Source organism: Pseudarthrobacter sp. NPDC058329, from assembly GCF_042879835.1.
Lineage (GTDB): Bacteria > Actinomycetota > Actinomycetes > Actinomycetales > Micrococcaceae > Arthrobacter.
Genome location: NZ_JBHVZR010000001.1, coordinates 562,526 through 588,063, shown reverse-complemented (window position 1 = coordinate 588,063; position 25,538 = coordinate 562,526). Strand labels below are relative to the sequence as shown.

Sequence of the window (25,538 nt, the reverse complement as noted above, 5' to 3'; positions counted from 1 at the left end):
GCGTGTCCTAGGCTGCGTCGGTGCGGATGGGGGCGGACTCGGGCGCGGGATCAAGGTCCGACGGCGAGCTGAGCGTGCCGCGGATGGCCGTTGCTGCGGCCACCACCGGAGACACCAGGTGGGTGCGGCCGCCCTTGCCCTGGCGCCCTTCGAAGTTGCGGTTGGAGGTGGATGCGCAGCGCTCCCCCACCTCCAGCTGGTCCGGGTTCATGCCCAGGCACATGGAACAGCCCGCGAAGCGCCATTCCGCGCCGAAGTCCTTGAAGACCTTGTCCAGGCCCTCGGCCTCGGCTTCCAGCCGGACGCGTGCCGAACCGGGAACGACGAGCATCCGGATGTTCGGGTCCTTTTGGCGGCCGCGGATGATGTCCGCAGCAGCGCGCAGGTCCTCCATGCGGGAGTTGGTGCAGGAGCCCAGGAACACGGTGTCAACCCGAATGTCCTTCATGGGCGTACCGGCCGCGAGTCCCATGTACTGCAGGGCGCGTTCCGCGGCGGCCTTGGCGTTTTCGTCGCCGAAGTCCTCCGGGGACGGCACTGAGTCGGACAGCGAGACGCCCTGGCCGGGGTTGGTACCCCAGGTGACGAACGGCTCGAGGGTGTCGGCATCCAGGTCAACCTGCGCGTCGAAGGTGGCATCGTCGTCGGTGCGCAACGTGTTCCAGTACTCGACGGCGGCGTCCCAGTCAGCGCCTTCCGGGGCGTGCGGACGGCCCAACATGAAGTTGTACGTGGTTTCGTCCGGCGCCACCAGGCCGGCACGCGCCCCGGCTTCGATGGACATGTTGCAGATGGTCATGCGGGCGTCCATGGACAGTGCGCGGATTGCAGAGCCGCGGTATTCCAGGACATAGCCCTGCCCGCCGCCGGTGCCAATCTTGGCGATGACGGCGAGGATGATGTCCTTGGCAGTGACGCCGGGACGCAGCGTGCCTTCCACGTTGATAGCCATGGTCTTGAACGGCTTCAGGGACAACGTCTGGGTGGCCATCACGTGCTCCACCTCAGAGGTCCCGATGCCCATGGCCAGCGCGCCGAAAGCCCCGTGGGTGGAGGTGTGCGAGTCACCGCAGACAACCGTCATGCCCGGTTGGGTGAGGCCCAGCTGCGGGCCCACCACGTGGACGATGCCCTGCTCGGCGTCGCCCAACGAATGCAGACGGACGCCGAACTCGGCGCAGTTGTTGCGGAGCGTCTGGATCTGTGTGCGGCTGGTCAGGTCGGCGATAGGCTTATCGATGTCCAGCGTGGGAGTGTTGTGGTCCTCCGTGGCAATCGTCAGGTCCGGGCGGCGCAGTTTCCTGCCGGCCAGGCGGAGGCCCTCGAAGGCCTGCGGGGATGTGACCTCGTGGACAAGGTGGAGGTCGATGAAGAGAAGGTCGGGCTGGGCGTTGGCACCGTCGCCGTCGCCTTTGCGCACCACGTGCGCGTCCCAGACTTTCTCGGCCAATGTCTTTGCCATGGCCATCTCCCTTCACTGCTGTTTGACTGATGAGTTCCACTGAACCAGTACGTCTTCGCACTGCGCCAGCCGAAAGATTTGCATCTCAGATAATGAGACGGCAATATCATTACATGGACAATTCTAGTGGAGTCGGTGTCATTGATAAAGCGGCTCATGTGCTTGATGCACTCGAGGCCGGCCCCACCACCCTGGCGCAGCTTGTGGCGGCAACCGGCCTGGCCCGGCCTACCGTCCACCGCCTCGCCCTGGCCCTGGTGCACCACCGGCTGGTGAGCCGCGACATCCAAGGCCGCTTTGTCCTCGGCAGCCGCCTGGTTGAACTGGCTTCGGCTGCGGGCGAGGACCGCCTCATCGCTTCCGCCGGACCCGTGCTGATGCAGCTGCGTGATGCCACGGGCGAAAGCGCCCAGATCTTCCGCCGGCAGGGCGACTGGCGCGTCTGCGTTGCCTCCGCCGAACGCCCCATCGGTCTGCGCGACACCATTCCGGTGGGCACGCAGCTGTCCATGAAGGCCGGTTCGGCTGCCCAGGTGCTGCTGGCCTGGGAGGACCACGACCGCCTGCTTGAAGGGCTGCAGTCAGCCCGCTTCACGCCTACCGTCCTGGCAGGCGTACGACGGCGGGGCTGGGGGCAGAGCCTCGGCGAACGTGAGCCGGGCGTCGCCTCAGTTTCCGCACCGGTGCGGGGACCTTCCGGCCGGGTGATAGCGGCTGTTTCAATCTCCGGGCCGATCGAGCGCCTCACCCGCCAGCCGGGCAGGCTGCACGCCGAAGTAGTCTGCAACGCGGGACGGGTCCTCACCGAGGCCCTGCGCAAGACCAACGACTGAACGCAAAACAGTACACACACCCGGGGCCTCCCGGCGGGGCTAGGATTTCGCCATGGACAGCTATGCAGTGTTTCTTCGCGGCATCAATGTGGGCGGCATCAACATCAAGATGGCCGGGCTCCGGGAGGCGTTGCAGTCGGCGGGCTTTTCCGACGTCCGGACCCTGCTTGCCAGCGGGAACGTGGTTCTGACCAGCCGCCTGGATGCGGTGGCGGTAAAGCGGGAGTGCGAGAAGTGCCTCCGGGATGCTTTCGGCTACGACGCCTGGGTGGTGGTCCTCGACGCAGCCCGGGTGTCCGAACTGGTGGCAGCCTGCCCATACCCGGACGATGACAAAAGCACGCACACCTACATCACGCTTTCCTCAGACGAAGCAATGCTGGACGAACTCGACGCCGCAGGAGCTGCCCTGGAGGGCGTCGAGCAGCAGAGGCTGGGTCCCGAGGCGCTGGCCTGGCTGGCCCCGGCCGGCGGAACACTGGATAGCCCCTTCAGCAAGATTTCCGCCAGGCCTAAGTTCAAAGCCTCCACCACAACCCGGAACCTGCGGACCCTGATCAAGGTCCGGGATGCCGCTGCAAAACCCGGGTCCGCCGGCAGTTAGCCGCCTTGCGCTTCCGGCACGGCCCTGCCTAACCCGCACTGGCCGTTTTAAGGGCGGCGTTAAAAGCGGCAAGCCTGGTGACCTCCACTTCCACGGGTTCCACCACAAGTTCCCGGGCCACGGCCTCCACCGCATCATTCAGCCGTTTCCTCGCCCTGGCCGCCCGCGCATTGGCTGCGGCCGCGGCAATAAAGCGGCCCGTAATGGCCAGGAAGATCCCCAGCACCGCCCCTGCGGCGATCATCAGTGTGGGCACCGGCCAACCCTCCACCCGTGGCACCTCCGGAACAGGCATTTGGAGATAGCCGAGGGCTGCCAGGACGCCGAGCCATCCCAAGCCTCCCAGGACAGTGAGCAGGGCAAGCCATTGCACCACGTTGAAGACTCCCCACCACCAGGACCTGCGGTTGGCGGCAAGATCCGTTCCGGCGATGGCCTGGTCAAGAGCGTCAGGGAGGCGTTCCCTGCCCTCCCGGGCCGCGCCCCGGATGGCGGCCCGCCAGGGGCCGGGGGCGCCCGCGCTGGCGGTATCGGCGAACTCCCGGACCGCGGCGTCCGTCCGGGCGCGTTCCGGTGCCCCCGCGGGCGGCAGAGATGTGCGGCTCAGTTCGGAAGGTGCCGTGCTGCGCAGGTTGAGCCGGCGCAAGGGATCAGGCCGGAACCTGGACAGCCACCTGGTCACCGGCCACCCGGTGCGCTTCACTGACTCAAGCCGGTAGGACTGGGCCACCGCCCGGACCACCGTGGGTACGTTGGCTGCCACAGCGAGCTCATCCGCCAGGCGTGCCGTGGCCGCTGACCGGACACCCGCTGCCTCTCCCCCGCCGGACACCGCCCCCAGTTCCGCCGACGCCCTGGTGATGTCGGCAGCGAGCCGCTGGGACTGGGCCTGGCGCTTTACAGCCACGCTTCGGATGGCCGCACGGACCTTGTCCACCCCCGCCCCCGTCAGGGCGGAGGCCGCGAGGACCTGTACCTTGGCGAGTCCGTCGCTGGCAAGGATGGACCGCAAGGATTCCAGGACGGGCTGCACGTCATGCTCCGGAAGCCGGTCCACCTGGTTGAGCACCACCAGTGTGACCGCGCCATGCGAGGCCAGGCGTGACAGGAAGTCGTTGTGCACTGCTGCGTCTGCGTACTTCTGTGGATCAAGAACCCACACCAGGACGTCCACCAAACCCACCATCCGCTGGACCACTTCGCGGTTGGCTGCCCTGGTGGAGTCGAAGTCCGGCAGGTCCAGCAGGATCAGTCCGGTCTCCTCAGCAGCGAACCCTTCGACAGCCGCCGCGTGGTGCCGGTTGCGGACGTCCAGCCAGTCCAGGAGCGGCTCGCTGCCCTCGGCTCCCCACACCCCCGCCAAAGGTTCTGACGTGGTGGGGCGGCGGGCAGCCGCCGTCGCAATTTCTGCTCCACTGACTGCGTTGAACAGCGAGGACTTGCCGCTCCCGGTGGCTCCGAAAAACCCCACAACGGTGTGGTCAGCCGAGAGCGACCGCCGTGAACTGGCGCGCTCGAGGACGGTGAACACTTCCTGCAGGGTTTCGTCGGGAAGGACACCTTCGCCGAGTCCGCGGGCTGCGTTGAGGGCTGCAAGCCGGCGGTCAAGCCGGGAAGCATTGCGGGTGTCGCTGTGGCGGCTCATGCGTTGTCCGCCAGCCGTACCAGCGCATCAGCGTGGGCGGCGAGTGCCTGCGGGGCGGCTTCGTTGCGCGCGGGCAAGCGGGAAAGGAACTTCTGACGCTCGTCCTGCAACAGCCGCTGGCAGCGGGCATGGAGATCCTCCCGCGCTTTTTCGGCCATGCGACGGACCGCGTCCTCGCCGAAGACCGCTTCAAGGAGCCGCTGGCCAACGACGGCGGTTCCGCCCGCGACCCCCACTTCCAGGCCTGTCAGTCCGGCGGTCATCGAGAACACAACGATCATCAGGGCTGCACCCAGTCCGTTAATTCCGAAGGACAGCCAGCGGGCCTGGGTCCGCTTCCCCTGGCCTTCGGTGCGGATCAGTTCCATCAATGCTTCCTGCCAAGCTCTGATTTCGGTGGCGGTCCGGTCCTCGAAACCCTGCGTGGTCCCGGAGAGGTCGTCGGTTCCCAGCAGCTGGCGTCCTGCGGGGTCGGAGCGCCAGCGCTGGTCGGTGTCCTCGGCGGCCGTTGCAGCTTCGTCGATGATGACGGCCTGCAGGCCCGTCTCGATCGCCGCCTCGACCCGCACGGCGGGGGCCGGCTCGCCGCGGAAGAAGGCACCCAACCGGTCGCGGAACCGGCCGACGTTCTGTTCCAGGGCCCGGAAGAACTCGCCGGTGCCCACGAAGTCCTGCCAGCGGGCAAGCACTTCGCCCCGCAGCAGGGCGCCGTCCTTGGTAGCGTCGAGGATCCGGCCGGCAGCATCACGGTAAGCCGCTGCCGCAGCGGCTTCAAGGGCGTCCGCGGCGGCCTGCTGTTCCCTGGCGGCCTGGGCCACGGCAGCAACACGGCCGGCCATCGCCCTGACGGTCCCGTTGAGTGTGCGCCGGGCGATCTCTGAACGGCCGGCGGCGTCTGCCGCCAGCTCCCCGAGCCAGGTCTGCAACGGGAGGACTGTGCCCGCCGGCAGCATGCCCAGTGGATCCAAGGAGGTCTCCGGAATGATGAACAGCTGTGCCGCACCCAGCCCCTCGCGGTCCAGCAGGCCGCGCAGGTCCTCGCTGACCTCCGTTTCCGCCCCAGGCGGTACGCGGTCCAGCACCACAGCTACCATGATGTCCCGCGAGGCGGCATCCAGGAGCAGCTTCCAGGGAACGGCGTCGGCGTAGCGGTTGGCGGTTGTGACAAAGATCCACAAATCCGCAGCCGCGAGGAGTTGTCCTGCCAGCTTGCGGTTGTCGTCCGAAATCGAGTCGACGTCAGGGGCGTCCAGGACCGCGATGCCTGCGGGGACTGCAGGATCAGCCACGAGCACCAGGGAAGACATGGCGCGCGCGTCCGGGATGGCGCCTGCACGGCTGGCCGGCACCGGACTGCTGGCGGCGTATCCCCTGATTCTGCCCAAATTAGGCAGGACGCGCTGGCCTTCAAACCAGGCTGCCTCGGAGGGGTGGTGCAGGAGGATAGGCTGGCGGGTGGTGGGTCGGATTGCGCCCGACCGGGTGACGGGGTGGCCAACCAGGGCGTTGACGAGAGTTGACTTGCCCGCGCCGGTTGAACCGCCGACGACGGCCAGCAGCGGGGCGTCAAGGCTGCGGTAGCGGGGAAGGATGTAGTCATCCAGCTGTGCCACCGCGCCGGCGACGTCACGCCGGGCCTGCTCCGCGTCCGGCAAGGCGAGCGGCAGCGCCGTACCGGCAAGATCACCACGCACCTTTTCCAGCAGCGTTACCGCCGCCAAAGCCGGCGGCGCCGTCTGCGAATCGTGCGGAGGGTCCTGCTCGTTCCGGGAGGTCACAGGATCATCATGCCAGTTCAGGAGGTCCAGGTACTGTTCCCTGCCCGCTTCGGGGTGACGGTGATTGGGGGAACGTACCTGTGGGCGCCCCAAAAGGTGATAGAGCGTTCGCGGATTCGCTGCAGCGGGTGATAGAGCGTTCGCGGATTCGCTGCAGCGGGTGATAGAGCGTTCGCGGATTCGCTGCAGCAGCTGATAGAGCGTTCCCCGACTTTCTGCAGGAGGTGATGGCTCGTGACGGCGGCACGGGCGGCAAATGCAAAATGGCCCCGGGCGTTTGCCCGGGACCATTTAGTTGGTGACCCCAGCGGGATTCGAACCCGCGTTACCGCCGTGAGAGGGCAGCGTACTAGGCCGCTATACGATGGGGCCCTGCACTTTCCATACTTCTTCCAGCGTTTCCGCTGGTCAAGCTCAGTGATTGTTTCATACACTTCGCTGTGGTTTCAAATCGGCTGGCCGACTGAAACCTTCTGTTCCTGGCCCTCTAATTGGGGCCTGAACAGAGCTGGGATACCAGGACTCGAACCTAGAATGACGGTACCAGAAACCGTAGTGTTGCCAATTACACCATATCCCAATGATACTTTCGGGCCGGTTTTCAGGGCTTTCACCCCGCTCCGTGCGCCTCAGCACGAGAAATTACTTTACCCGAGACTTTCGGCTGGCACAAATCGGCGTCTCCTTCCCAGTTGGGGAAGGACGCGGGCCGCCCGCCGGGCGGCCCGCGGAGGGCGCTTCCTACGCGATCAACCCTTCGAGGGTGGATATCGAGTTGCCTTCGAATCCAACGGCCGGCTCTCCCGCCCGGTTGAGCCAGACACCCAGGAGGCCGGCCGCCGTCGAGCCCTCGGCATCCAGGAGGCGGTTGTCTCCTACGTACAGAGTGTCGGCAGGATCGGTTCCCAGAAGCCGGACGCCCTCGAGGTAGATGGCTGGATCAGGCTTGGCCACGCCGAGGGTGTCCGTTCCCACCAGGCGCCTGACGCGCTCGAGTCCCGCCCCGTCCAGTTTGGCCCGCTGGTAATCATGGACGTTGTTGCTGACGGCGCCGTAGGGGATGCCAGCCTGGTCCAGGAAATCCAGCAGCGGCATCACATCCGGAAACGGCTTCACATAGGCCGGCTGCTTTTCCATGTACGCGCTAAGCCACTGGTGCGATTGCTCGCCCTCGCCGAGTTCAACCCCGAAGTGGCCCAATGCGGCCCGGCCGCGCAGCAGACGCTGTTCGTTGAACGTCAGTTCCCCGGCGAGGTACCGGTCATAGTAGTGCGTGGTCTCGTGCGTGAAGATGCGTCCGAACCGTTCCCACCCGGCCTGGTCCAGGCCAGGCAGGAGGTGTGCACTGACCTCGCGCAGGGCTGTGGTCATCGAGTATTCGAGGTCGACCAGGGTGTCGTCGATATCGAAGAGCACGCCACGGACGGTGCCGAAGGGCGTGGCCAGGACTGCGGCGCCTGCCCTGCTGGGGGCTTCCATCAGCCGCGGAATGCCCGGAGGCGGCCGAGGGAAGATTCCTTGCCCAGGATCACCATCGACTCGAACAGCGGCGGGGAGATGCGGCGTCCGGAAACGGCCGTGCGAACGGGTCCGAAGGCGAGCCGGGGTTTGATGCCGAGGTCCTCAACGAGCGCCTGCTTAAGGGCGGTCTGGATGTTGTCCGGCGTCCAGTCCTCCACAGGTTCGAGCGCCGCGATGGCTGCATCAAGGACTTCGATGAGGTTTTCCGGAAGCCCCTTGCGGGCGTCGGCCGCAACGTCAATGGCATCATCTGCCTTGAAGAGGAACGCCAGCATTTCGGGGGCCTCCCCCAGCAGGGTGATGCGCTCCTGGACAAGCGGCGCGGCCTCGGTGAGGATTTCCTCTTCCCGGTCCGTCAGGATTTCCCCCACCAGGTCCGCTGCGCGCAGGTACGGCACCAGGCGCTCCCGGAAGACCTCGGGCGGGAGCAACCGGACGTGGGTGCCGTTGATCGCTTCCGCCTTCTTGAGGTCGAACCGTGCGGGGTTGCCCAAAACGTCGTGGATGTCGAAGTGCTCCACCAACTGTTCAACGGTGAAGATGTCCTCGTCTGCGCTCAGGGACCAGCCCAGCAGTGACAGGTAGTTCAGCAGGCCTTCGGGGATGAAGCCGCGCTCCCGGTGCAGGAACAGGCTCGATTCGGGGTCCCGCTTGGAGAGCTTTTTGTTGCCCTGGCCCATGACGTACGGCAGGTGGCCAAATTCCGGCATGTACTGGGCAACCCCGACAGCGTACAGCGCGCGGTAAAGGGCGATCTGGCGGGGAGTGGAACTGAGCAGGTCCTCGCCGCGGAGGATATGGGTGATGCCCATCAGGGCATCGTCCACCGGGTTGACCAGCGTGTACAGCGGCGCACCGTTCGCGCGGACCACTGCGAAGTCAGGAATGGAGCCGGCGCGGAAGGTAATCTCGCCGCGGACCAGGTCGTTGAACGTGATGTCCTCGTCCGGCATGCGCAGACGGAGGACCGCATCGCGGCCTTCTGCCTTGAACTGGGAGAGCTGCTCCTCCGTCAGGTGGCGGTCGAAGCCGTCATAACCAAGTTTCGGGTCGCGTCCCGCGGCACGGTGGCGCGCTTCGATCTCATCCGGGGTGGAGTAGGACTCGTAGACAAAGCCACCCTCCCGGAGGCGGCCAATAACGTCCTGGTAGATGTCGCTGCGCTGGGACTGCCGGTAGGGTTCGTGCGGGCCGCCGACCTCCACGCCCTCGTCCCAGTCGATGCCCAGCCACTTCAGTGCATCCAGCAACTGGTGGTAGCTTTCCTCGCTGTCCCGTGCTGAGTCCGTGTCCTCGATCCGGAACACCATGGTGCCCTTGGTGTGGCGGGCGTAAGCCCAGTTGAACAGGGCCGTCCTGATCAGCCCGACGTGGGGAGTCCCTGTGGGCGAGGGGCAGAAGCGGACCCGGACGGGGGTGTCCGCGGTAACGGGCGGGATGGAGGCAGCATTCGACGCAGAAGCAGTAGTCATAGTGGCTTCAACTTTACCGTCTGCCGCCACGCGTCACGGCGGGAAAGGTCAGCGGCGCACGATGGGGTTGGACAAGCGGCCGATGCCCTCGATCTCCACCTCAATGCGGTCACCAGGGCTCACCAGGCCCACACCGGCTGGCGTCCCGGTCATGATTACGTCACCGGGCAGGAGGGTGAAGGCCTGGGACACCACGGAGACAAGTTCCCGCACTCCCCTGATCATCTGGCTGGTGCTGCCGTCCTGCCGCAGCTCGCCGTTAAGCCGGGCCTGGATCTGAATGTCCTCCGGATCCAGTTCAGTCTCGATCCACGGGCCCAGTGGTGCGGAGGTATCAAAGCCCTTGGCCCGGGTCCATTGCAGGTCGCTCTTCTGGACATCCCGCGCCGTGAGGTCGTTGCCGCAGGTGTAGCCGAAGATGACGTCGTCCACGCGTTCCTCGGGCACGTCCTTGCAGATCCGGCCGATCACCACGCACAGCTCCGCTTCGAAGGAGACTTCCTCGGAGAACTCCGGCAGCACCACGGGATCATTGGGACCAACGACGGCGGTGTTGGGCTTCAGGAAGAGCAACGGCTGGGCGGGGACCTCATTGCCGAGTTCGTGTGCGTGCTCCACGAAGTTGCGTCCCACACCGATCACCTTGCTGCGCGGGATGATCGGGGCGAGCAGCCGGACGTCTTCGAGCTTGTGCCGGACAGAGGTGCGCTCCACCCCGTTGAAGAAGGGGTCACCGTGAATGACAGTGACTTCCTCACTGCCCGTGTCACCTTCGACAACGCCGTAGAGGGGATCAGAATCGACGACAAACCTGGCAATACGCATGGCTCCTACCCTACCGTCTCGCCCGGACCGCCCCGGTCCGGCTTACAGCCGGTCCGCGCCGCCCCGCAGGTAGTGGAGCTGCGCCGCCACGGAAGTTTCAGCGGCGCGCCTTACGGAAGGGTCGACGTCGGCATAGACAACGTCGGCGACGTCACCGGCCGTGGCATCCAGGTTCAGCTGGTCCAGCGCCGTCCGGATCTGCGCCAGCCGTTCGAGACGGTGGGCGCGGTAATCCCGGACGATGTCCGTCAGGGACGGCAGCACGGGACCATGGGCGGGCAGGACGGCGGCCGGTCCCAAGGCTTCCAGCCGGTCCAGGGAGGCCAGGTAGTCGCTAAGGGTTCCATCGGGGTAGTCGAGCATGGTGGTGCCGCGGCCAAGGATCGTGTCCCCTGTCAGCACGGAACCATGTGGTCCGTCGCCGGGGAGGTGGAAGCACACCGAATCGGAGGTGTGTCCGGGGGTGGCCACCACCCTGGCTTCAAGTCCGGCTGCGGAAAGCACCTCTCCGGCCTGCAGGGGTGTGCCGCTTCCGTGGCAGTGGGCGGGGTCGGCGGCACGGACAGGAGCCCCCGTCAGCTCGTGCAGCCGGGCGGAACCCGCCGTGTGGTCGGCATGCCGGTGAGTGACGAGGATGAGTTCCACAGGGCCCGCACCCGCCAGGGCCCGGAGGTGCTCCTCGTCCAGGGGTCCGGGGTCAACCACAATGGCGCCGGAGTAACCGTCTGCCCGCAGCACATAGGAGTTGGTTCCGTCCAGGCTCATGGGCCCGGGATTGGGCGCCAGGATGAACTGGGTCAAGGCCGAGCTGCTCTGGAGGACGGGGCCGGAAGCTGAAGTCACCATCCCATCCTTGCATCGACCAGCGGCACGCGCTCCCTCCTGACCGGAGTAGAACAGCCGGCGTACCGGGTTGTCCCCCAGAGCAGACCCCACGCGAAACCACCGATTGGCCCGTCGCCCTCGTAACGAACCGCCAACGGCGGCCGCCGGGACCAAAGCCCGGCAGCCGCCGTCGTACGTCAGGAATGCCCCGGACTAGGCCAGCCGGGTCAGCCAGCCGTGAGTGTCAGGAACCGTACCGGTCTGGATGCCGAGCAGCTTTTCCCGGATCGCCATGGTGGTTTCCCCCGCCTTGGCGTCCTCGGAGCCGATGAACTCTGTGGCGTCCTTGAGCACGCCAATCGGGGTGATGACGGCGGCCGTGCCGCAGGCGAAGACCTCAGCGATGTCTCCGGAGGCAACGCCCTCGCGCCACTCGTCCAGGGTGATCTTACGTTCGCTGACTTCGCGGCCCATGTCCTTGGCCACCTGGATGACGGACATCCGGGTGATGCCTTCGAGGATGGTGCCGGTCAGCGCAGGCGTCACCAGCGAGCCGTCCTTCATCACGAAGAACACGTTCATGCCGCCCAGTTCTTCAACCGCATTGTCGTTGAACTGGTCCAGGAAGAGGACCTGCTTGCAGCCGTTGGCCTCGGCTTCCTGCTGGGCAATCAGCGAAGCCGCGTAGTTCCCGCCGCACTTTGCATCGCCGGTTCCGCCGCGGCCTGCGCGGGCATATTCCCGTGAAATCCAGATGGACACAGGCTTGAGTTCGCCGCCGAAGTAATTTCCTGCCGGTGAGGCAATCACCCGGAAGGAAACCTCGCGGGCGGCCCGCACACCCAGGAAGGCCTCGGTGGCGATCATGAACGGCCGCAGGTACAGCGCCTCGCCGTCGCCGGCCGGAACCCATTCCTTGTCGGCGGCAACGAGCTCGCGGATGGCTCCGAGGAAGTACTCTGCCGGCAGCTCGGGAAGCGCAAGCCGGCGGGCGGACTTGTTCAGGCGTGCAGCGTTGGCCTCGGGGCGGAAGGACCACACGGAGCCATCAGCATGACGGTATGCCTTGAGCCCCTCGAAGATTTCCTGGCCGTAGTGCAGCACCGCAGCTGACGGGTCCAGGGAGATCGGCCCGTAGGCCTCTACGCGGGCTCTGTGCCAGCCGCCGTTGCCGTTCGCGTCAACGCTGTAGTCGACGATGGCGGTGTGGTCGGTGAAGTGGTTGCCGAATCCTGGGTTGGCCAGGATTGCTGCACGCTCTTCAGCAGACTTCGGGTTGGCCGAGGGCTGCTGGCTGAATTCGACGCCATGGGCGGTCTGAGTCATGGTTCCTCCACGATCGGCCGCCCTGCATTCAGCGTTGAACGGCAAGGCGGCATTTGGTGATTCGAGACAAGCTTACGCCCGATGCCGGAGGCCCTGGCGCGGGGTTAGAGACCGGCGGCGATGGCGTCGCCCACGGCACTCGTGCTGCGTGCACCGCCGTCGCGCTTCTCGACGTCGGCAACCACTGCCGCCTCGATCCTGCGGGCTGCGCGGGTGAAGCCGAGGTGGTCCAGCAGGAGCGCTGCGGACAGGATCGCCGCGGTGGGGTCGGCCTTGCCCTGGCCGGCGATGTCCGGGGCGGAGCCGTGGACGGGCTCGAACATGGACGGCGCGGTGCGGTCCATGTTGATGTTCCCGGAGGCTGCCAGCCCGATGCCGCCGGTGATGGCTGCGGCAAGGTCCGTGAGGATGTCGCCGAAGAGGTTGTCGGTGACGATCACGTCGAAGCGGGAGGGATCGGTGACCATAAAGATGGTTGCCGCGTCCACGTGCAGGTAGTCGTGGGTGACCTCCGGGAATTCCTGTGCCACGGCCTCCACCGTACGCTTCCAGAGATGCCCCGCGTAAACCAGGACGTTGTGCTTATGGACCAGGGTGACATGCTTGCGCTCCCTGGTGCTGGCGCGGCGGAAGGCGTCCCGGACAACGCGCTCCACGCCGTGGGCGGTGTTCAGCGACACCTCGGTGGCCACCTCATGGGGGGTCCCGGCACGGAGGGTGCCGCCGTTGCCGACGTAGGGGCCTTCGGTGCCCTCGCGGACCACGATGAAGTCGATGACGCCGGGGTTGGCCAACGGGCTGCCTACAGTTCCGTAGAGCCGTGACGGCCGCAGGTTGACGTAATGGTCCAGGCTGAAGCGGAGCTTAAGCAGCATCTCGCGCTCAATGATGCCGGACGGGATGCGGGTATCGCCGGGCGCTGCGCCGACAGCGCCGAACAGGATGGCGTCCCGGGTCCGAAGATCGGCCAGGACGTGGTCCGGCAGGGTTTCGCCGGTGGCCAGCCAGTGCTCAGCGCCGAGTTTATAGTGCGTCTGCTTGAGCTCGACCCCCTCCGAGGCAACAGCCTTTTCCAGCACCTTGAGTGCTTCCGCTATGACCTCGGGGCCAATGCCGTCGCCGGGAATAACTGCAAGATCGATGGAGGATGCGCTCATGCTTTAAGGGTAGCCAAGCTTTCCATATGCTGGTCAAGCCGTCTCATTATTCGAACACGGGCCGATGCGCAAAGCGCCGTGCGCGTCTTGCGGACACGGCGCTTTGCGTTTCATCCAGCCAGTGGCCCCGAGGCACCCAGGACCGCTACCCGCGGTGCAGGCGCTGAGTGCTCCAGTGGCTGTGGAGGGTCTGCCGCGCCACCACCGCGACGCCCGCGAGCAGGACGGCCGCCGGGCCTCCCAGCCAGGGAGCCAGTACCGGCCCGGCTGCTTCAGAGACCGCGGTCTGCACGTTGAAGCCCTCGTTCACTGCCACAGCGGGGCCTCCCCCGCCACCCTCTGCCGCTTCGCCCGGCGCGGGCTCTTCCGGAACCACCAGCGTTACCCCCGGAGGAACAACGGCCGGAGGAACCTCCGCAGGCGGAACCACCAGCGTTACCTCCGGGGGAACAACGGCAGGAGGAACCTCCGCAGGCGGCACCACCGGAGGATTCTCCGGGGGAACAATGGGCGGCACCTCCACCGGGCCGCAGCCGTTGTTGTGCGTGGCTTTGCCTTCGGACGTCCAGTTCCGGCCGTATGGCAGCACCTTCCCGTCGTTGCCCGGGATGATGTCTTCTCCATGCTGGTGGCCAAGGTGCGCGTTGAGGGCATTCAGGCTGATGGTCACCGGCACGTAGGGGTTGGTTTCCGAGCCTGTGGCGTGGCAGATTGTGATCTTTTCGCCGCCGGATGATTCATCCGAGGCAAACGCCGTGGCTGTTGCCCCTAGCAGTGAGAAGCTTGCGACCCCCAGCGCAGTAAGGATCCGTTTCATTTCAGTCTCCGTCCATAGTCTGCTTCAAACTGCCCAGACGCGAAGGAGAACACGACCGCCCCAAACTGACGGGTCAAAAAAGGCAAACAGACAGCATCGGGGCGACGGTTCTCCCAGATGCGAACTGTCAGTTTGCTAACAGCATCAGGCTAGGGACTTTTCCTCACGGAATCCCCAGTAGGACGTACTCATGTCCGGATCAGGGCACTACTTGCCCTCAGCGGGCTCCTCGTACTTGGGAAACACCGGTGAGGGAGCCGGCAGTTCCGTCCCCGCGGCAATCGGCGTTCCGATGGCGGAGAACAGGCGGGCCTCCCCCTCCGGCTGGCCGAGGGTGCCAAGCAGCGCCGCGGTTGCCGTTGGCATGACCGGCTGCGCCAGGATGGCAACGGTCCGCAGGACTTCCAGCGTCACGTACAGCACGGTGTTCATGCGCTCGACGTCGGTCTTCCGCAGCACCCACGGCGCCTGCTCGGCGAAGTAGGCGTTGGTGTCACCCAGGACGCCCCAGATCGCTTCGAGGGCGCGGCTGAACTCCTGCTTCTCAAACGCTGCGCGCGCTGTTTCCAGGAGGCCGCCTGCCTGCGCCAGGATGGCCTGGTCCTCCGCGGTGAACCCGCCCGGGACGGGGACCTTGCCCTCGCAGTTCTTCGCCACCATGGACAGGGAGCGCTGGGCGAGGTTGCCGAAGTTGTTCGCGAGATCCGCGTTCATACGGCCAACGATTGCGTCGTGGTTGTAGCTGCCATCCGCGCCGAAGGGCACTTCACGGAGGAAAAAGAAACGCACCTGGTCAAGGCCGTACTGCTCCACGAAGTCGGCCGGGGCCACGACGTTTCCCAGCGACTTGGACATCTTGACGCCATTGTTGTGCAGGAACCCGTGGATCATGACCCGCTTCGGCAGTTCCAGGCCGGCGCTCATCAGGAAGGCAGGCCAGTAAATGGCGTGGAACCGGGAAATGTCCTTGCCGATGACGTGGACATCGGCCGGCCAGAACTTCTGGAACTTTTCCGAGTCAACTTCGGGGTAGCCGACGCCGGTGAGGTAGTTGGTCAGGGCATCCACCCAGACATACATCACGTGTTTGTCGTTGCCCGGCACCGGGACGCCCCAGTCGAACGTGGTGCGGCTGATGGAAAGGTCTTCCAGTCCGCGCTTGACGAAGCTGATGACTTCGTTGAAACGGTACTGCGGGGCACCGAACTCCGGCTGGGATTCGTAGAGGGCCAGGAGCTTGTCCTGGTAGGAGGAAAGCCGGAAGAAGTAGCTCTCCTCCGCCGTCCAGGTCACTTCGGTGTCGGTCTCCTTGGAGTAGCGCACGCCGTCGTCCTTGACCACGGTGTCGTCCTCGACGTAGAACGCCTCGTCCCTGACGGAGTACCAGCCCTCGTACTTGGAGAGGTAGATGTCGCCGTTGGCCTCCATCTTTTTCCAGATGGCCTGCGAGGCGGCGTAGTGGTCCTCGTCCGTGGTGCGGATGAAGCGGTCGTACGAGATGCCCAGTGCCGAATGTGCATCCTTGAAAACCTCGACGTTCCGGTCCACCAGCTGCTTGGCTGTAACGCCTTCTTTCTCGGCAGTCTGGGCGATCTTCATCCCGTGCTCGTCCGTGCCGGTCAGGAACATCACGTCGTACCCGTCAAGCCGCTTGAAGCGCGCCATGGCGTCGGTGGCTATGTACTCGTAGGCGTGGCCGATGTGGGGCACGCCGTTGGGGTAGGTGATGGCCGTGGTGATGTAGAACGGCGTTTTCTGGGAAGCAGTCACGGGAGGACGTTACCTTCGGTGCGGAGGGACAGACTAGATCAATTCGGTCAGGGAGTCGCTGAGCCGGACGAGTTCGTGGTCGTGCGAAGCCACCAGGACTGCGATCCCGTCCGAGGTGGTGTCCTTCAGGATACTGATGATGCGGTTGGCCGAGGCACGGTCCAGGCTTGCCGTGGGTTCGTCCACCACCAGTACCCTGGTGCCCAGGATCAGGGCGCGGGCGATGGCCACGCGCTGGCGTTCGCCACCGGACAGCTGGGCCGGGCGGTGCCGCATCCGGCGTCCCAGGCCCACGAGGTCCAGCAGGTCCTTTGCCATGTCGCGGCGCTGATCCACTTCCCCGTCCGGGACAGCCGGCAGGAGCACGTTCTCCAGCGCGCTCATGCCATCGATGAGGGCACCGCCCTGGTCCACGTAACCGATCAGGGCACGACGGCGGTCGGCGATTTCGTCGTCGCCCATGCTTTCAAGGGAATCACCTTCCCAGAAGACACGGCCCGACGTCGGCAGGGTCAGCCCCGCACCGACCGTGAGGATGCTGGTCTTGCCGGAGCCGCTCCGGCCGGCGACGCAGTGCATCTCACCCGCGTGCAGCGTCAGGTCGAAGCCTTCCACCACGCTGACTGCTTCCGCGCCGCCCTTGCCCCCGCCGTAGCGGATGGTGATGTCGCTCAGTTCCAGCGGCGTCTCATGGTCAGCGGCCTTGACGATGGTGTTGGCGCGCGTCTGCAGGTGGACGTCGCCGGAGCCGCTCCGGCGGCTCCGCTGGACATTGGTCTGGTTTGTCATTGGACCACTTTCGTTGCAATCGGTATCCAGCAAAGTACAGCCACGAGGCCGGCCACGCCTGCCCACAGCGCGGCATAGGGGGCCAGCAGCAGGCCTATGCCCAGGGCGCCCAGCACGCCCAGCGGCAGTGCTACGCTTCCCACCAGCGCGTTCTCGAACAGCCGGACCTGGCGGAGCATGTCCGGGTTCCAGCCCATGGCTTCGAGGATGCCCAGGTACTGCCGCTTGGCGTTGAGCTCAAAGCGTCCGGTGACCAGCGTCAGCACCAGACCCACGATCACGCCCGCGAGGGCCAGGAGAATGCTCGGCAGGGCCACGCTGGCAGCGGCGAGTCCGCTCAGGGCACTGGCCCCGGCCGCGCGGGGGATGTCGATCAGCAACGCGATGAGTCCGCCCACGGCAGCGCCGAAAACACCGACGGCAACGGCCAGGGCCAGGGTGTTGAACTTGTTGGTGCCCAACTGCCGGTTGGCGAAGGTCAGCGGGGAATCCACCGGAATGAGGCGCTCGTCATGCTGCGGTTCCTGGTCGATGACGTCGCGGTGGCGCAGCTGCTGTGCGGCAAAAAACGCAGCACCGGCATACAGCACCAGGACGGAAACGCAGACGAGGGCAGTTGTGAGGCTCCAGCTGACGAGGCTCAGGACGATGCCGGCCACGGCAAGCAGTACCGCACCCACACCGAACTCCTCCAGCACCCAGCTGCGGATGCGCCGTTGGGTCCACCCCATGGCCCGGAGTGTTCCTGCTTCACTCCGCCGCTTGCGGATGTAGCTCACTGTGGATGCACCGGTCAGAAGGGCGGCCCCGCACAGCGTCAGGAACAGCAGCGTGATGTTCGTTCCGGAAAGGGACCCCGTCACGGCGTCGGCGGCGTTCTGCCGGACCCATGACTGCTGGACCGTACCAAGGTCGGATTCCTTGCCGGCGCCGTCCTTGGAGTAGCCGGGAACGAAGATGCTGGCGTCCTCACGGGCGGACCCGGCCACGATGGTGGCCTCCAGTCCCATGCCACGGATCTCGGTAGCCAGCTTTTCCACGTCCGGCTGGGCTTCCTTCCAGCTGCCGGGCGCATCGGCGCGGACACGGACGGCATCGATGACCGCCGCGTTTTCCGTGTAGCCCCGGGCAGCAGCCAGGCCGTAGTAGTCGGTGATGGCGCCGGCGGACTGGCTGGCAAGTCCGGTGGCACTCAGGGAAGGCTCAAGCCCGGTGGCCGGGACGTCCTTGCCCTCGGCGTCCTTGACCAGGGTGAAGGGTGCGGGGTCGTAGCCACCCAACGGAAGCTTGTTGACGTCACCGGCGGCCGCTGCCACTGCGGAAGGATCAAATGTTCCGTACACCATGGCAAGCGGGGCTGCCGCTTTCTGCGCCCCCGTCTCCAGGTTTTCACGGTAGGAGCGTTCATCAACGGGCTCACGCTGGGTCTGGTCAACGGGGGTACCGTTGGCGCTCTTTTCGGGGAGCCGGTTGACGGTGACCCACTCGCCGGGCACCGCCGTCTTCTCGACGGCGCCGTTCGCCGCCGTCTCGCCATCGGTGTACTGCGGAGCGGCAGCGAAGTCGGTGCTCCACTGGGCAGGGGTGTAGAGCCCCTGGTTAAAGTTTCCGGTGGCACCGAGAACCGAGGAGTGGTCCGTGGAGCCAGGCCAGGAGAGAACGAAAGGGTCCTTCGAGACAAACGGAAGGTAGTCCTGGCCCAGCGACTGGGAGACGGTTCCGACGTCCTTGACCACCTTGCCGGCGTCGTCGATCTCCTCGATCTTTACGTTGTACTTAAGGTCGAGGGTGGTGCCGGAGCGCACGATGAGGGGAATGGCCTGGGAATCGGCAGTCAACTGGCCGCTGCGCTTGGCCTGCTGGTACTGGGTCATCAGGGGTGCCCAGTATTTGAGCTTCACGCCCAGGAAGTCCGGTCCTTCTTCCAGCTCGTCCAGGTCAATGCCGTTGGTGAACAGGCCTTCAAAGTAGCGTCCGACGGCTCCGGCATCACGCGCGTCAGCGGGCGGAGCCTTTTCCAGCGGGGACAGGAAGTCACCGGCGGAACCCAGGAGGGCACGCTCGGCGGCGGGATCGACGGCGACCACGGACTCCGTAACTTCCGGCGCGAGGGGCAGCGACACAGAGAGGTTGAAGAGGTTGTGTTCCGAACCGCCGGCCGGGGCATCAAACTTGATGCCGGTTTCATCTGCGGGCGCGGCGATACGGATGCTGCTGCCTCCGGCGGCCTGCTCTTCCACGAGTTTGGCCTTGCCCAGGGTGCCTTCGGCAGTGGACTTGAAAAGCGTCTGCTCGGAGATTCCGTCGGAGCTCACGGCACTGGCCGTCAGACGGTATTTCCTGGCCTCGTCGCTGAGGACGGACTCGGCTGCGGGCCACTGGTCCGGGGCGGTGGCCCCGGCGGCCTGGTCCGCCGTCGCGGTACCTGCCAGCCCGGCGTTGTAGCCGAGGTAATCCATGGCGTCCAGCCGCGGGGCTTCAAGGTTCTGCGTTACCCGGGAAACAAGGCTGATGGGCGCTGCCACCGAGGTTCCGGACAGCTTGCGGATGGCCTCCAGCTGTTCAAATCTGATGCCGCCGGTGCCGTTCGCGATTTCCGGCTGCAGCAGCGCCCCCGAGGGCGCCTTAGCCTGGACCAGGACATCGTAGAGCCCCCGTGAATTTTCATCCACTGTCCGGCTGAGCGCTGCCTGCGACTGGCTTTGGACGAGGACCGACAAGCACATGGCTGCGATCAAGATGGCCGCGGTCAACAGCAGCACTCTGCTTCTGATGAACCTCTGGACGGCGTTCATGGAACTCCCTGAAACCTGGATTGCGTGCGCACATACGGGACCGCTTGGGGCGGACGTGGACGATCACGGACGGATGTGCAAAAGGTATTGGCCGGCCTGCCGGCGAGGTCCTGAACCAGGACCAAGCCATTGTAAGCAGACCGGCCAATCATACGTGGCCCCGCCAGGACGCGCCGAGCGGAGGGTGGCAGTACGGCGTTTTGGCGGACCGGAGGTTAGTCCTCCAGGTCCACTTCGCGGACCATCACGGCGCCAATGCCGGCCTTGATGGCATCCAGGACCTGCTGGGGTACGGAGCTGTCGATCGTCAGCAGCGCGAGCACCTGTCCGCCCTGGTCGTGGCGTGCCACCTGCATGCCGGCGATGTTGATGTTGTTCATGCCCAGGATGTGGCCGATGGTGCCGATCACGCCGGGACGGTCGGTGTAGGCAACCACCACGATGTGCTCGCTGATCGGGATTTCAACGTCGAACCCGTTGATGCCCACCAGCTTCTCGATCTGCTTGGGCCCGGTCAGGGTACCGGCCACGGAGATCTGGCTGCCGTCGCTGAGGGCGCCGCGCAGGGTGAGGACGTTGCGGTAGGACTCCGTCTCGGGGGTTGTGATCAGGCGGACGTTGATGCCGCGCTGCTCGGCGATCACCGGGGCGTTGACGTAGGAGACCTGCTCGGTCACCACGTCGGCGAAGATGCCCTTGAGTGCCGCCAACTCCAGGACCTTGACGTCCAGGGAGGAGATCTCGCCGGCTACCTCGACATCGAACTGGGTGAGGGACGCGTGCGTCAGGGCCGTGAAGATCCGGCCCAGCTTCTCGATCAGCGGGATGCCCGGGCGGACGTCGGGGGCAATGACGCCGCCGGCGACGTTGACGGCGTCCGGCACGAGCTCGCCGGCCAGGGCAAGGCGGACGGACTTGGCCACTGAAACGCCGGCCTTTTCCTGCGCTTCGTCCGTGGAAGCGCCGAGGTGGGGGGTGACCACCACGTTGTCCAGTTTGAAGAACGGCAGGTCCGTGCTGGGCTCCTTGGAGAAGACGTCCACGCCGGCACCGGCGATTTCGCCGTCCTGGAGGGCAGTGAACAGGGCTTCCTCATCCACCAGCCCGCCACGGGCAACGTTGACAACATAGGCGGTGGTCTTCATCTTCTTGAAGGCATCCGCGCCGAGCATGCCCACGGTTTCAGGGGTCTTGGGCATGTGGATGGTGATGAAGTCGGACTGGGCCAGAAGCTCGTCCAGGGTCACCAGCTGCACTCCGAGCTGGGCTGCGCGGGCGGAGGTGATGTAGGGGTCATACGCGAGGATCTTGGTGTCGAAACCCTTCAGGCGGGCGGCGACGAGGGCACCGATCCGGCCCAGGCCGATGATGCCGACCTTCTTTTCGAAGAGCTCGATGCCCGTGTACTTGGAGCGCTTCCACTCGCCGTCTTTCAGGGCTGCACTGGCCTGCGGGATGTGGCGGGCGAGGCTGAGGATGTGGCCCACGGTGAGCTCAGCTGCGGAGACAATGTTGGACGTGGGGGCGTTGACCACCATAACGCCGGCCTGGGTGGCGGCCTTGATGTCCACGTTGTCCAGGCCTACGCCTGCGCGGGCAATGACCTTGAGGTTCTTGGCTGCCGCGATCGCTTCAGCGTCCACCTGGGTGGCTGAACGGACCATGATGGCGTCAACATCACTGATCGCAGAGAGCAGCTGGGCGCGGTCAGCGCCGTCGGTGTGGCGGACCTCGAAGTCCGGGCCGAGGGCCTCGACAGTTGCGGGGGAAAGTTCTTCGGCGAGCAGTACTACGGGTTTTGACACGGCTGATCCTCTGCGTTGCAGTCCTGGGGATGGAAACAAGTCTAGGCCGACGGAAAGGCCGGGCTCACATTGTTAAGTGTGAACCCGGCCTCACAGCTGCCTTAAAGCGGCGCCTCAGCGGCGTCCTTAGCGGGCGGCGGAACCTTCAACGTAGTCCACGTCCTGCTGCTGCCAGGAGAACAGGGAGCGCAGTTCGCGGCCAACGGCCTCGATCGGGTGCTGCTCGGCCTTGGCGCGCAGTTCCTTGAACTCGGCGCCGCCGTTGTCCTGGTCTTCGATGAAGCGCTTGGCGAAGGCACCGGACTGGATGTCGGCGAGGACAGCCTTCATGTTTTCCTTCACCTCGGGGGTGATGACGCGCGGGCCGGAGACGTAGTCGCCGTACTCAGCGGTGTCGGAAACGCTCCAGCGCTGCTTGGCGATGCCGCCTTCCCACATGAGGTCAACGATGAGCTTGAGCTCGTGGAGTACCTCGAAGTAGGCGATCTGCGGCTGGTAACCGGCCTCGGTCAGCGTTTCGAAGCCGTACTGGACCAGCTGGGACACGCCGCCGCAGAGGACGGACTGCTCGCCGAAGAGGTCGGTTTCGGTCTCTTCGGTGAAGGTGGTCTTGATGACGCCGGCGCGGGTGCCGCCGATGGCCTTGGCGTAGGACTTGGCCAGGTCCCAGGCGGCGCCGGAAGCGTCCTGCTCGACGGCGATGATGTCCGGGATGCCGCGGCCGGCTTCGAACTCGCGGCGCACGGTGTGGCCGGGAGCCTTCGGGGCGATCAGGATGACGTCAACGCCCTCCGGTGCCTGGATGTAGCCGAAACGGATATTAAAGCCGTGCGCGAAGGCAAGGGCCTTGCCCGGCTTCAGCTTGTCCTTGATGGAGTCGTTGAAGATCGAGCGCTGGTGCTGGTCCGGCGCAAGGATCATGATGACGTCGGCCCATTCGGCGGCGTCGGCAACGTTCTTGACGGTGAAGCCTGCGTCCTCGGCCTTGGCGGCGGACGTGGAGCCGTCCTTCAGCGCGATAACAACCTCGACGCCGGAATCGCGCAGGTTCAGCGCGTGGGCGTGGCCCTGGGAACCGTAGCCAACAATGGCAACCTTGCGGCCCTGGATGATCGACAGGTCGGCGTCGTCGTCGTAAAACATTTCAGTCACTTGCGTAACTCCTCTTGAGTGGATTTGTAGATAGGTGTTTGGTGGTGCGGTTACGGGCGTTGCGTCCTGCGGGGCGGACCCGTGGCGGCGTCCTACGCGGAACGCAGCGCCCTGTCACTCATGGAGCGGGATCCCCGTCCAACGGCCAGGGTGCCGGACTGCACAATTTCGCGGATGCCGAAGGGCTCGAGCACTGAGAGCAGTGCGGTGAGCTTTTCGGGATGGCCGGTTGCTTCAATAACGACTGAATCGGTGGAGACGTCGACCACTGAAGCGCGGAACAGGTCTGCAGCCTGGGTCACCTGCAGACGTGTTGCGGCATCCGCACGTACCTTGACCAGGATGTGGTCACGTTGTACGGAAGATTCGGGGGTCAGCTCAACGATTTTGATGACGTTGATCAGTTTGTTGAGCTGCTTGGTGACCTGCTCGATGAGGTCGCCATCGGCGTCGACCACCACGGTCATCCGGGAAATGCCCGGGACCTCGGTGGGGCCGACGGCCAGGGAGTTGATGTTGAATGCGCGGCGGGCGAAGAGGCTTGCGACGCGGGTCAGGACGCCCGGCTTGTCTTCAACCAGGACGGACAGTGTGTGGCGGCTCATGGTCAGTCCTCTTCTTCCCATTCCGGGGTCATGTTGCGGGCAACCTGGATCTGGTCGTTGCTCACGCCGGCGGGCACCATCGGCCACACCATGGAGTTGGGGCTCACCACGAAGTCGATGACCACAGGGCGGTCATTGATCTCAAGGGCCTTCTGGATGGTGGCGTCGATGTCCTCGTCGCGTTCGCAGCGGAACGACGCGCAGCCGTAGGCCTCCCCGAGCTTCACGAAGTCCGGGATACGGACGGTGTCGTGGCCGGTATTGAGGTCTGTGTTGGAGTAGCGGCCCTCGTAAAAGAGGGTCTGCCACTGCCGCACCATGCCCAAAGAGGAGTTGTTGATGACGGCAACCTTGATGGGGATGTTGTTTATGGCGCAGGTTGCCAGTTCCTGGTTGGTCATCTGGAAGCAGCCGTCACCGTCGATGGCCCAGACCACACGGTCCGGCTCGCCCACCTTGGCACCCATGGCAGCCGGGACCGCGTAGCCCATGGTTCCGGCACCGCCCGAGTTCAGCCAGGCGTGCGGGCGCTCGTACTTGATGAACTGTGCTGCCCACATCTGGTGCTGGCCGACGCCCGCCACGTAGATGCCTTCCGGCCCGGTCAGCGCACCGATGCGCTCGATGACTTTCTGCGGCGCAGTCAGTCCATCGTCGGGTTCGGTCCAGCCCAGCGGGTAGGTCTCCTTGAGGTTGTTCAGGAAAGCCCACCAGGTGGTGAGGTCCGGAGTGCCGGATGCCTCGAACTGGGTGCGGACGGCTTCGGTGAGTTCCGGGATGATTTCCTTCACGGAGCCAACGATCGGGACATCGGCGGTGCGGTTCTTCGAGATCTCCGCAGGATCGATGTCAGCGTGGATGACCTTCGCCAAGGGCGCGAACGTCTTCAGCACGCCGGTAACGCGGTCATCGAAGCGGGCGCCGAGGGTGATCAGGAGGTCGGACTGCTGCAGGGCAGTCACGGCCGAAACGGTACCGTGCATGCCAGGCATTCCCATGTGCTGCGGGTGGGAGTCCGGGAAGGCACCCTTCGCCATCAGGGTGGTGACAACGGGAGCGCCGGTTGCTTCCGCCAAAGCCAGCAGCTCCGCAGAGGCATGCGCCTTCACAACGCCGCCGCCCACGTACAGCACAGGTTTGCGGGCCGCGGCGATCAGCTTCGCGGCTTCGCGTACCTGCTTGTTGTGGCCGCGGGTGACCGGGCGGTAGCCGGGCAGGTCGACCCGCGGCGGCCAGGAGAAGGTCATCTGACCCACCTGGGCGTCCTTGGCCACATCCACCAGGACAGGACCCGGGCGGCCGGTGGAGGCGAGGTGGAATGCCTCCGCCATCACGTGCGGGATGTCGTTGGGGTCGGTCACCAGGAAGGAGTGTTTGGTGATGGGCATGGTGATGCCCACGATGTCAGCTTCCTGGAAGGCATCGGTGCCGATAACACCGCTGGATACCTGGCCGGTGATGGCCACCAGCGGCACGGAGTCCATATGGGCATCCATGATGGCGGTAACGAGGTTGGTGGCACCCGGGCCCGAGGTGGCGATACAAACGCCCACCCGCCCGGTGACCATGGCGTAGCCTTGCGCGGCGTGGCCGGCTCCCTGTTCGTGACGGACCAGTACGTGGTTCATGCTGGAGGCCATCAAGGGGTCATAGGTGGGCAGGATCGCGCCACCGGGCAAACCGAAAATATCGTCGACGCCGAGTTCTTCGAGCGAGCGGACAATAGCTTGCGAGCCGGTCATCACCGTTGGGGGTACAACGTTGTTCGGCCCAAGGACAGGAGAGGCAGCAGCAAGGTCGGCGACGACGACGGCTTGGTCTGCCGTGCGGTCGGCGCGTTCCGGAGCCTTGGGGGCTCCAGCGGACTTGGTAGCCATCAGCGAGGGGCTGATCGGCGATCCTTTGCTCATCGGACTCTTCCTTGTGGATCATCTGTGGTTCGTGGAAACTGCGGGAAACAAAAAAACCCCTCAGCCTGGCGGCTCTTCGAGGGGTTGCGCGTGACGGTTCGTTACCGGGGGCTAATCTGCCACGCGCTGGATAAGGACGACGACGGTGCCGACGGTAACGAAAGTCATGCGTTCAGTTTTCCCTCTGGGCGAGATACGTGTCAACGAGGCGTTCCCCGATCTCACCATGTGGACCCTATTGTCCACCAAACGAGCAACACTGCCCAAGGGCGCCTTGCTGAACCCGCCCACAAACGGCGGCAGGGCTTAATAAGGGTAGCGCCGAGGGCCCCGGGCCGGGTTGGGGGGGGGCCCCCCCCACCCCCGGGGGGGGGGGCCCCCCCCGCGCCGCCGGGGGGGGGGGGGGGTGCAGGCGTGGGGCGTTGGAGGGCCGCCCCCGGGGGGGGA

The 25,538-nt window shown here is 65.5% G+C and carries 19 protein-coding genes and 2 tRNA genes; 2 read left to right on the top strand and 19 right to left on the bottom strand.

The features are described 5' to 3' along the window. Window positions 1–7: 7 nt before the first annotated feature. Entirely contained in the window at window positions 8–1,462 is a 1,455-nt protein-coding gene (leuC, locus tag ACFVYC_RS02750) for a 3-isopropylmalate dehydratase large subunit (protein ID WP_387546287.1), read from the bottom strand. A gap of 113 nt (window positions 1,463–1,575) precedes the next feature. On the opposite strand from leuC, the gene ACFVYC_RS02745 reads away from it, so the two are divergent. Continuing rightward, window positions 1,576–2,295 carry an IclR family transcriptional regulator gene (locus tag ACFVYC_RS02745; protein ID WP_026266447.1) on the top strand — a complete coding sequence of 240 codons (720 nt, stop codon included), beginning with the start codon at window positions 1,576–1,578 and terminating at the stop codon, window positions 2,293–2,295. A gap of 52 nt (window positions 2,296–2,347) precedes the next feature. Beyond that, window positions 2,348–2,899, top strand: coding sequence for a DUF1697 domain-containing protein (locus ACFVYC_RS02740; RefSeq protein ID WP_387546283.1), 552 nt, complete (start codon window positions 2,348–2,350; stop codon window positions 2,897–2,899). Between the two features lie 28 nt (window positions 2,900–2,927). On the opposite strand, the gene ACFVYC_RS02735 is transcribed toward ACFVYC_RS02740, so the two are convergent. The 18 genes from ACFVYC_RS02735 to ACFVYC_RS02650 form a co-directional block, all read right to left on the bottom strand. Beyond that, entirely contained in the window at window positions 2,928–4,544 is a 1,617-nt protein-coding gene (locus ACFVYC_RS02735) for a GTPase (protein WP_387546280.1), read from the bottom strand. Beyond that, entirely contained in the window at window positions 4,541–6,322 is a 1,782-nt protein-coding gene (locus tag ACFVYC_RS02730) for a dynamin family protein (protein ID WP_387546277.1), read from the bottom strand. Before ACFVYC_RS02730 ends, ACFVYC_RS02735 begins: the two co-directional genes overlap by 4 nt. A 296-nt stretch (window positions 6,323–6,618) precedes the next feature. Further along, window positions 6,619–6,694: transfer RNA gene (locus tag ACFVYC_RS02725), tRNA-Glu, on the bottom strand. A 136-nt stretch (window positions 6,695–6,830) separates the two neighbouring features. After that, window positions 6,831–6,902, bottom strand: a tRNA-Gln gene (locus tag ACFVYC_RS02720). Window positions 6,903–7,063: 161 nt separating this feature from the next. Beyond that, the gene (locus tag ACFVYC_RS02715; RefSeq protein ID WP_387546274.1) at window positions 7,064–7,801 is read right to left on the bottom strand and encodes an HAD family hydrolase; all 738 of its coding nucleotides are present in this window, start codon (window positions 7,799–7,801) and stop codon (window positions 7,064–7,066) included. Continuing rightward, window positions 7,801–9,315: a glutamate--tRNA ligase gene (gene gltX / locus ACFVYC_RS02710; RefSeq protein WP_387546272.1), complete on the bottom strand. Its 1,515-nt coding sequence runs from the start codon at window positions 9,313–9,315 to the stop codon at window positions 7,801–7,803. Before gltX ends, ACFVYC_RS02715 begins: the two co-directional genes overlap by 1 nt. A 48-nt stretch (window positions 9,316–9,363) precedes the next feature. Next, on the bottom strand, window positions 9,364–10,140 hold the full coding sequence (locus ACFVYC_RS02705) for a fumarylacetoacetate hydrolase family protein (RefSeq protein ID WP_387546270.1): 777 nt from the start codon (window positions 10,138–10,140) through the stop codon (window positions 9,364–9,366). A gap of 42 nt (window positions 10,141–10,182) precedes the next feature. Further along, window positions 10,183–10,986 carry an MBL fold metallo-hydrolase gene (locus tag ACFVYC_RS02700; protein WP_387546268.1) on the bottom strand — a complete coding sequence of 268 codons (804 nt, stop codon included), beginning with the start codon at window positions 10,984–10,986 and terminating at the stop codon, window positions 10,183–10,185. Window positions 10,987–11,178: 192 nt separating this feature from the next. Next, a complete protein-coding gene (locus ACFVYC_RS02695) occupies window positions 11,179–12,291 on the bottom strand; it encodes a branched-chain amino acid aminotransferase (protein ID WP_387546266.1) in 1,113 nt (370 codons plus the stop codon). A 104-nt stretch (window positions 12,292–12,395) separates the two neighbouring features. Continuing rightward, window positions 12,396–13,448: a 3-isopropylmalate dehydrogenase gene (locus ACFVYC_RS02690; protein ID WP_387546264.1), complete on the bottom strand. Its 1,053-nt coding sequence runs from the start codon at window positions 13,446–13,448 to the stop codon at window positions 12,396–12,398. 145 nt (window positions 13,449–13,593) lie between these two features. Beyond that, a complete protein-coding gene (locus ACFVYC_RS02685; protein WP_387546263.1) occupies window positions 13,594–14,265 on the bottom strand; it encodes a hypothetical protein in 672 nt (223 codons plus the stop codon). A 207-nt stretch (window positions 14,266–14,472) separates the two neighbouring features. Further along, on the bottom strand, window positions 14,473–16,035 hold the full coding sequence (gene metG / locus ACFVYC_RS02680) for a methionine--tRNA ligase (protein ID WP_387546261.1): 1,563 nt from the start codon (window positions 16,033–16,035) through the stop codon (window positions 14,473–14,475). A gap of 33 nt (window positions 16,036–16,068) precedes the next feature. Further along, window positions 16,069–16,824 (bottom strand): ABC transporter ATP-binding protein, encoded by a 756-nt coding sequence (locus tag ACFVYC_RS02675; protein ID WP_387546258.1) that lies wholly within the window; start codon window positions 16,822–16,824, stop codon window positions 16,069–16,071. Further along, a complete protein-coding gene (locus tag ACFVYC_RS02670) occupies window positions 16,821–19,619 on the bottom strand; it encodes an ABC transporter permease (protein WP_387546256.1) in 2,799 nt (932 codons plus the stop codon). The genes ACFVYC_RS02675 and ACFVYC_RS02670 overlap by 4 nt, the downstream gene beginning before the upstream one ends. Window positions 19,620–19,834: 215 nt before the next feature. Next, the gene (gene serA, locus ACFVYC_RS02665; RefSeq protein ID WP_387546253.1) at window positions 19,835–21,424 is read right to left on the bottom strand and encodes a phosphoglycerate dehydrogenase; all 1,590 of its coding nucleotides are present in this window, start codon (window positions 21,422–21,424) and stop codon (window positions 19,835–19,837) included. A gap of 126 nt (window positions 21,425–21,550) precedes the next feature. Further along, window positions 21,551–22,576, bottom strand: a complete 1,026-nt coding sequence (gene ilvC, locus ACFVYC_RS02660; RefSeq protein WP_387546250.1) for a ketol-acid reductoisomerase — start codon at window positions 22,574–22,576, stop codon at window positions 21,551–21,553. Between the two features lie 92 nt (window positions 22,577–22,668). Next, on the bottom strand, window positions 22,669–23,181 hold the full coding sequence (gene ilvN, locus ACFVYC_RS02655) for an acetolactate synthase small subunit (protein ID WP_079597732.1): 513 nt from the start codon (window positions 23,179–23,181) through the stop codon (window positions 22,669–22,671). Window positions 23,182–23,183: 2 nt separating this feature from the next. Beyond that, a complete protein-coding gene (locus tag ACFVYC_RS02650) occupies window positions 23,184–25,091 on the bottom strand; it encodes an acetolactate synthase large subunit (RefSeq protein ID WP_387546247.1) in 1,908 nt (635 codons plus the stop codon). Window positions 25,092–25,538: the final 447 nt, after the last annotated feature.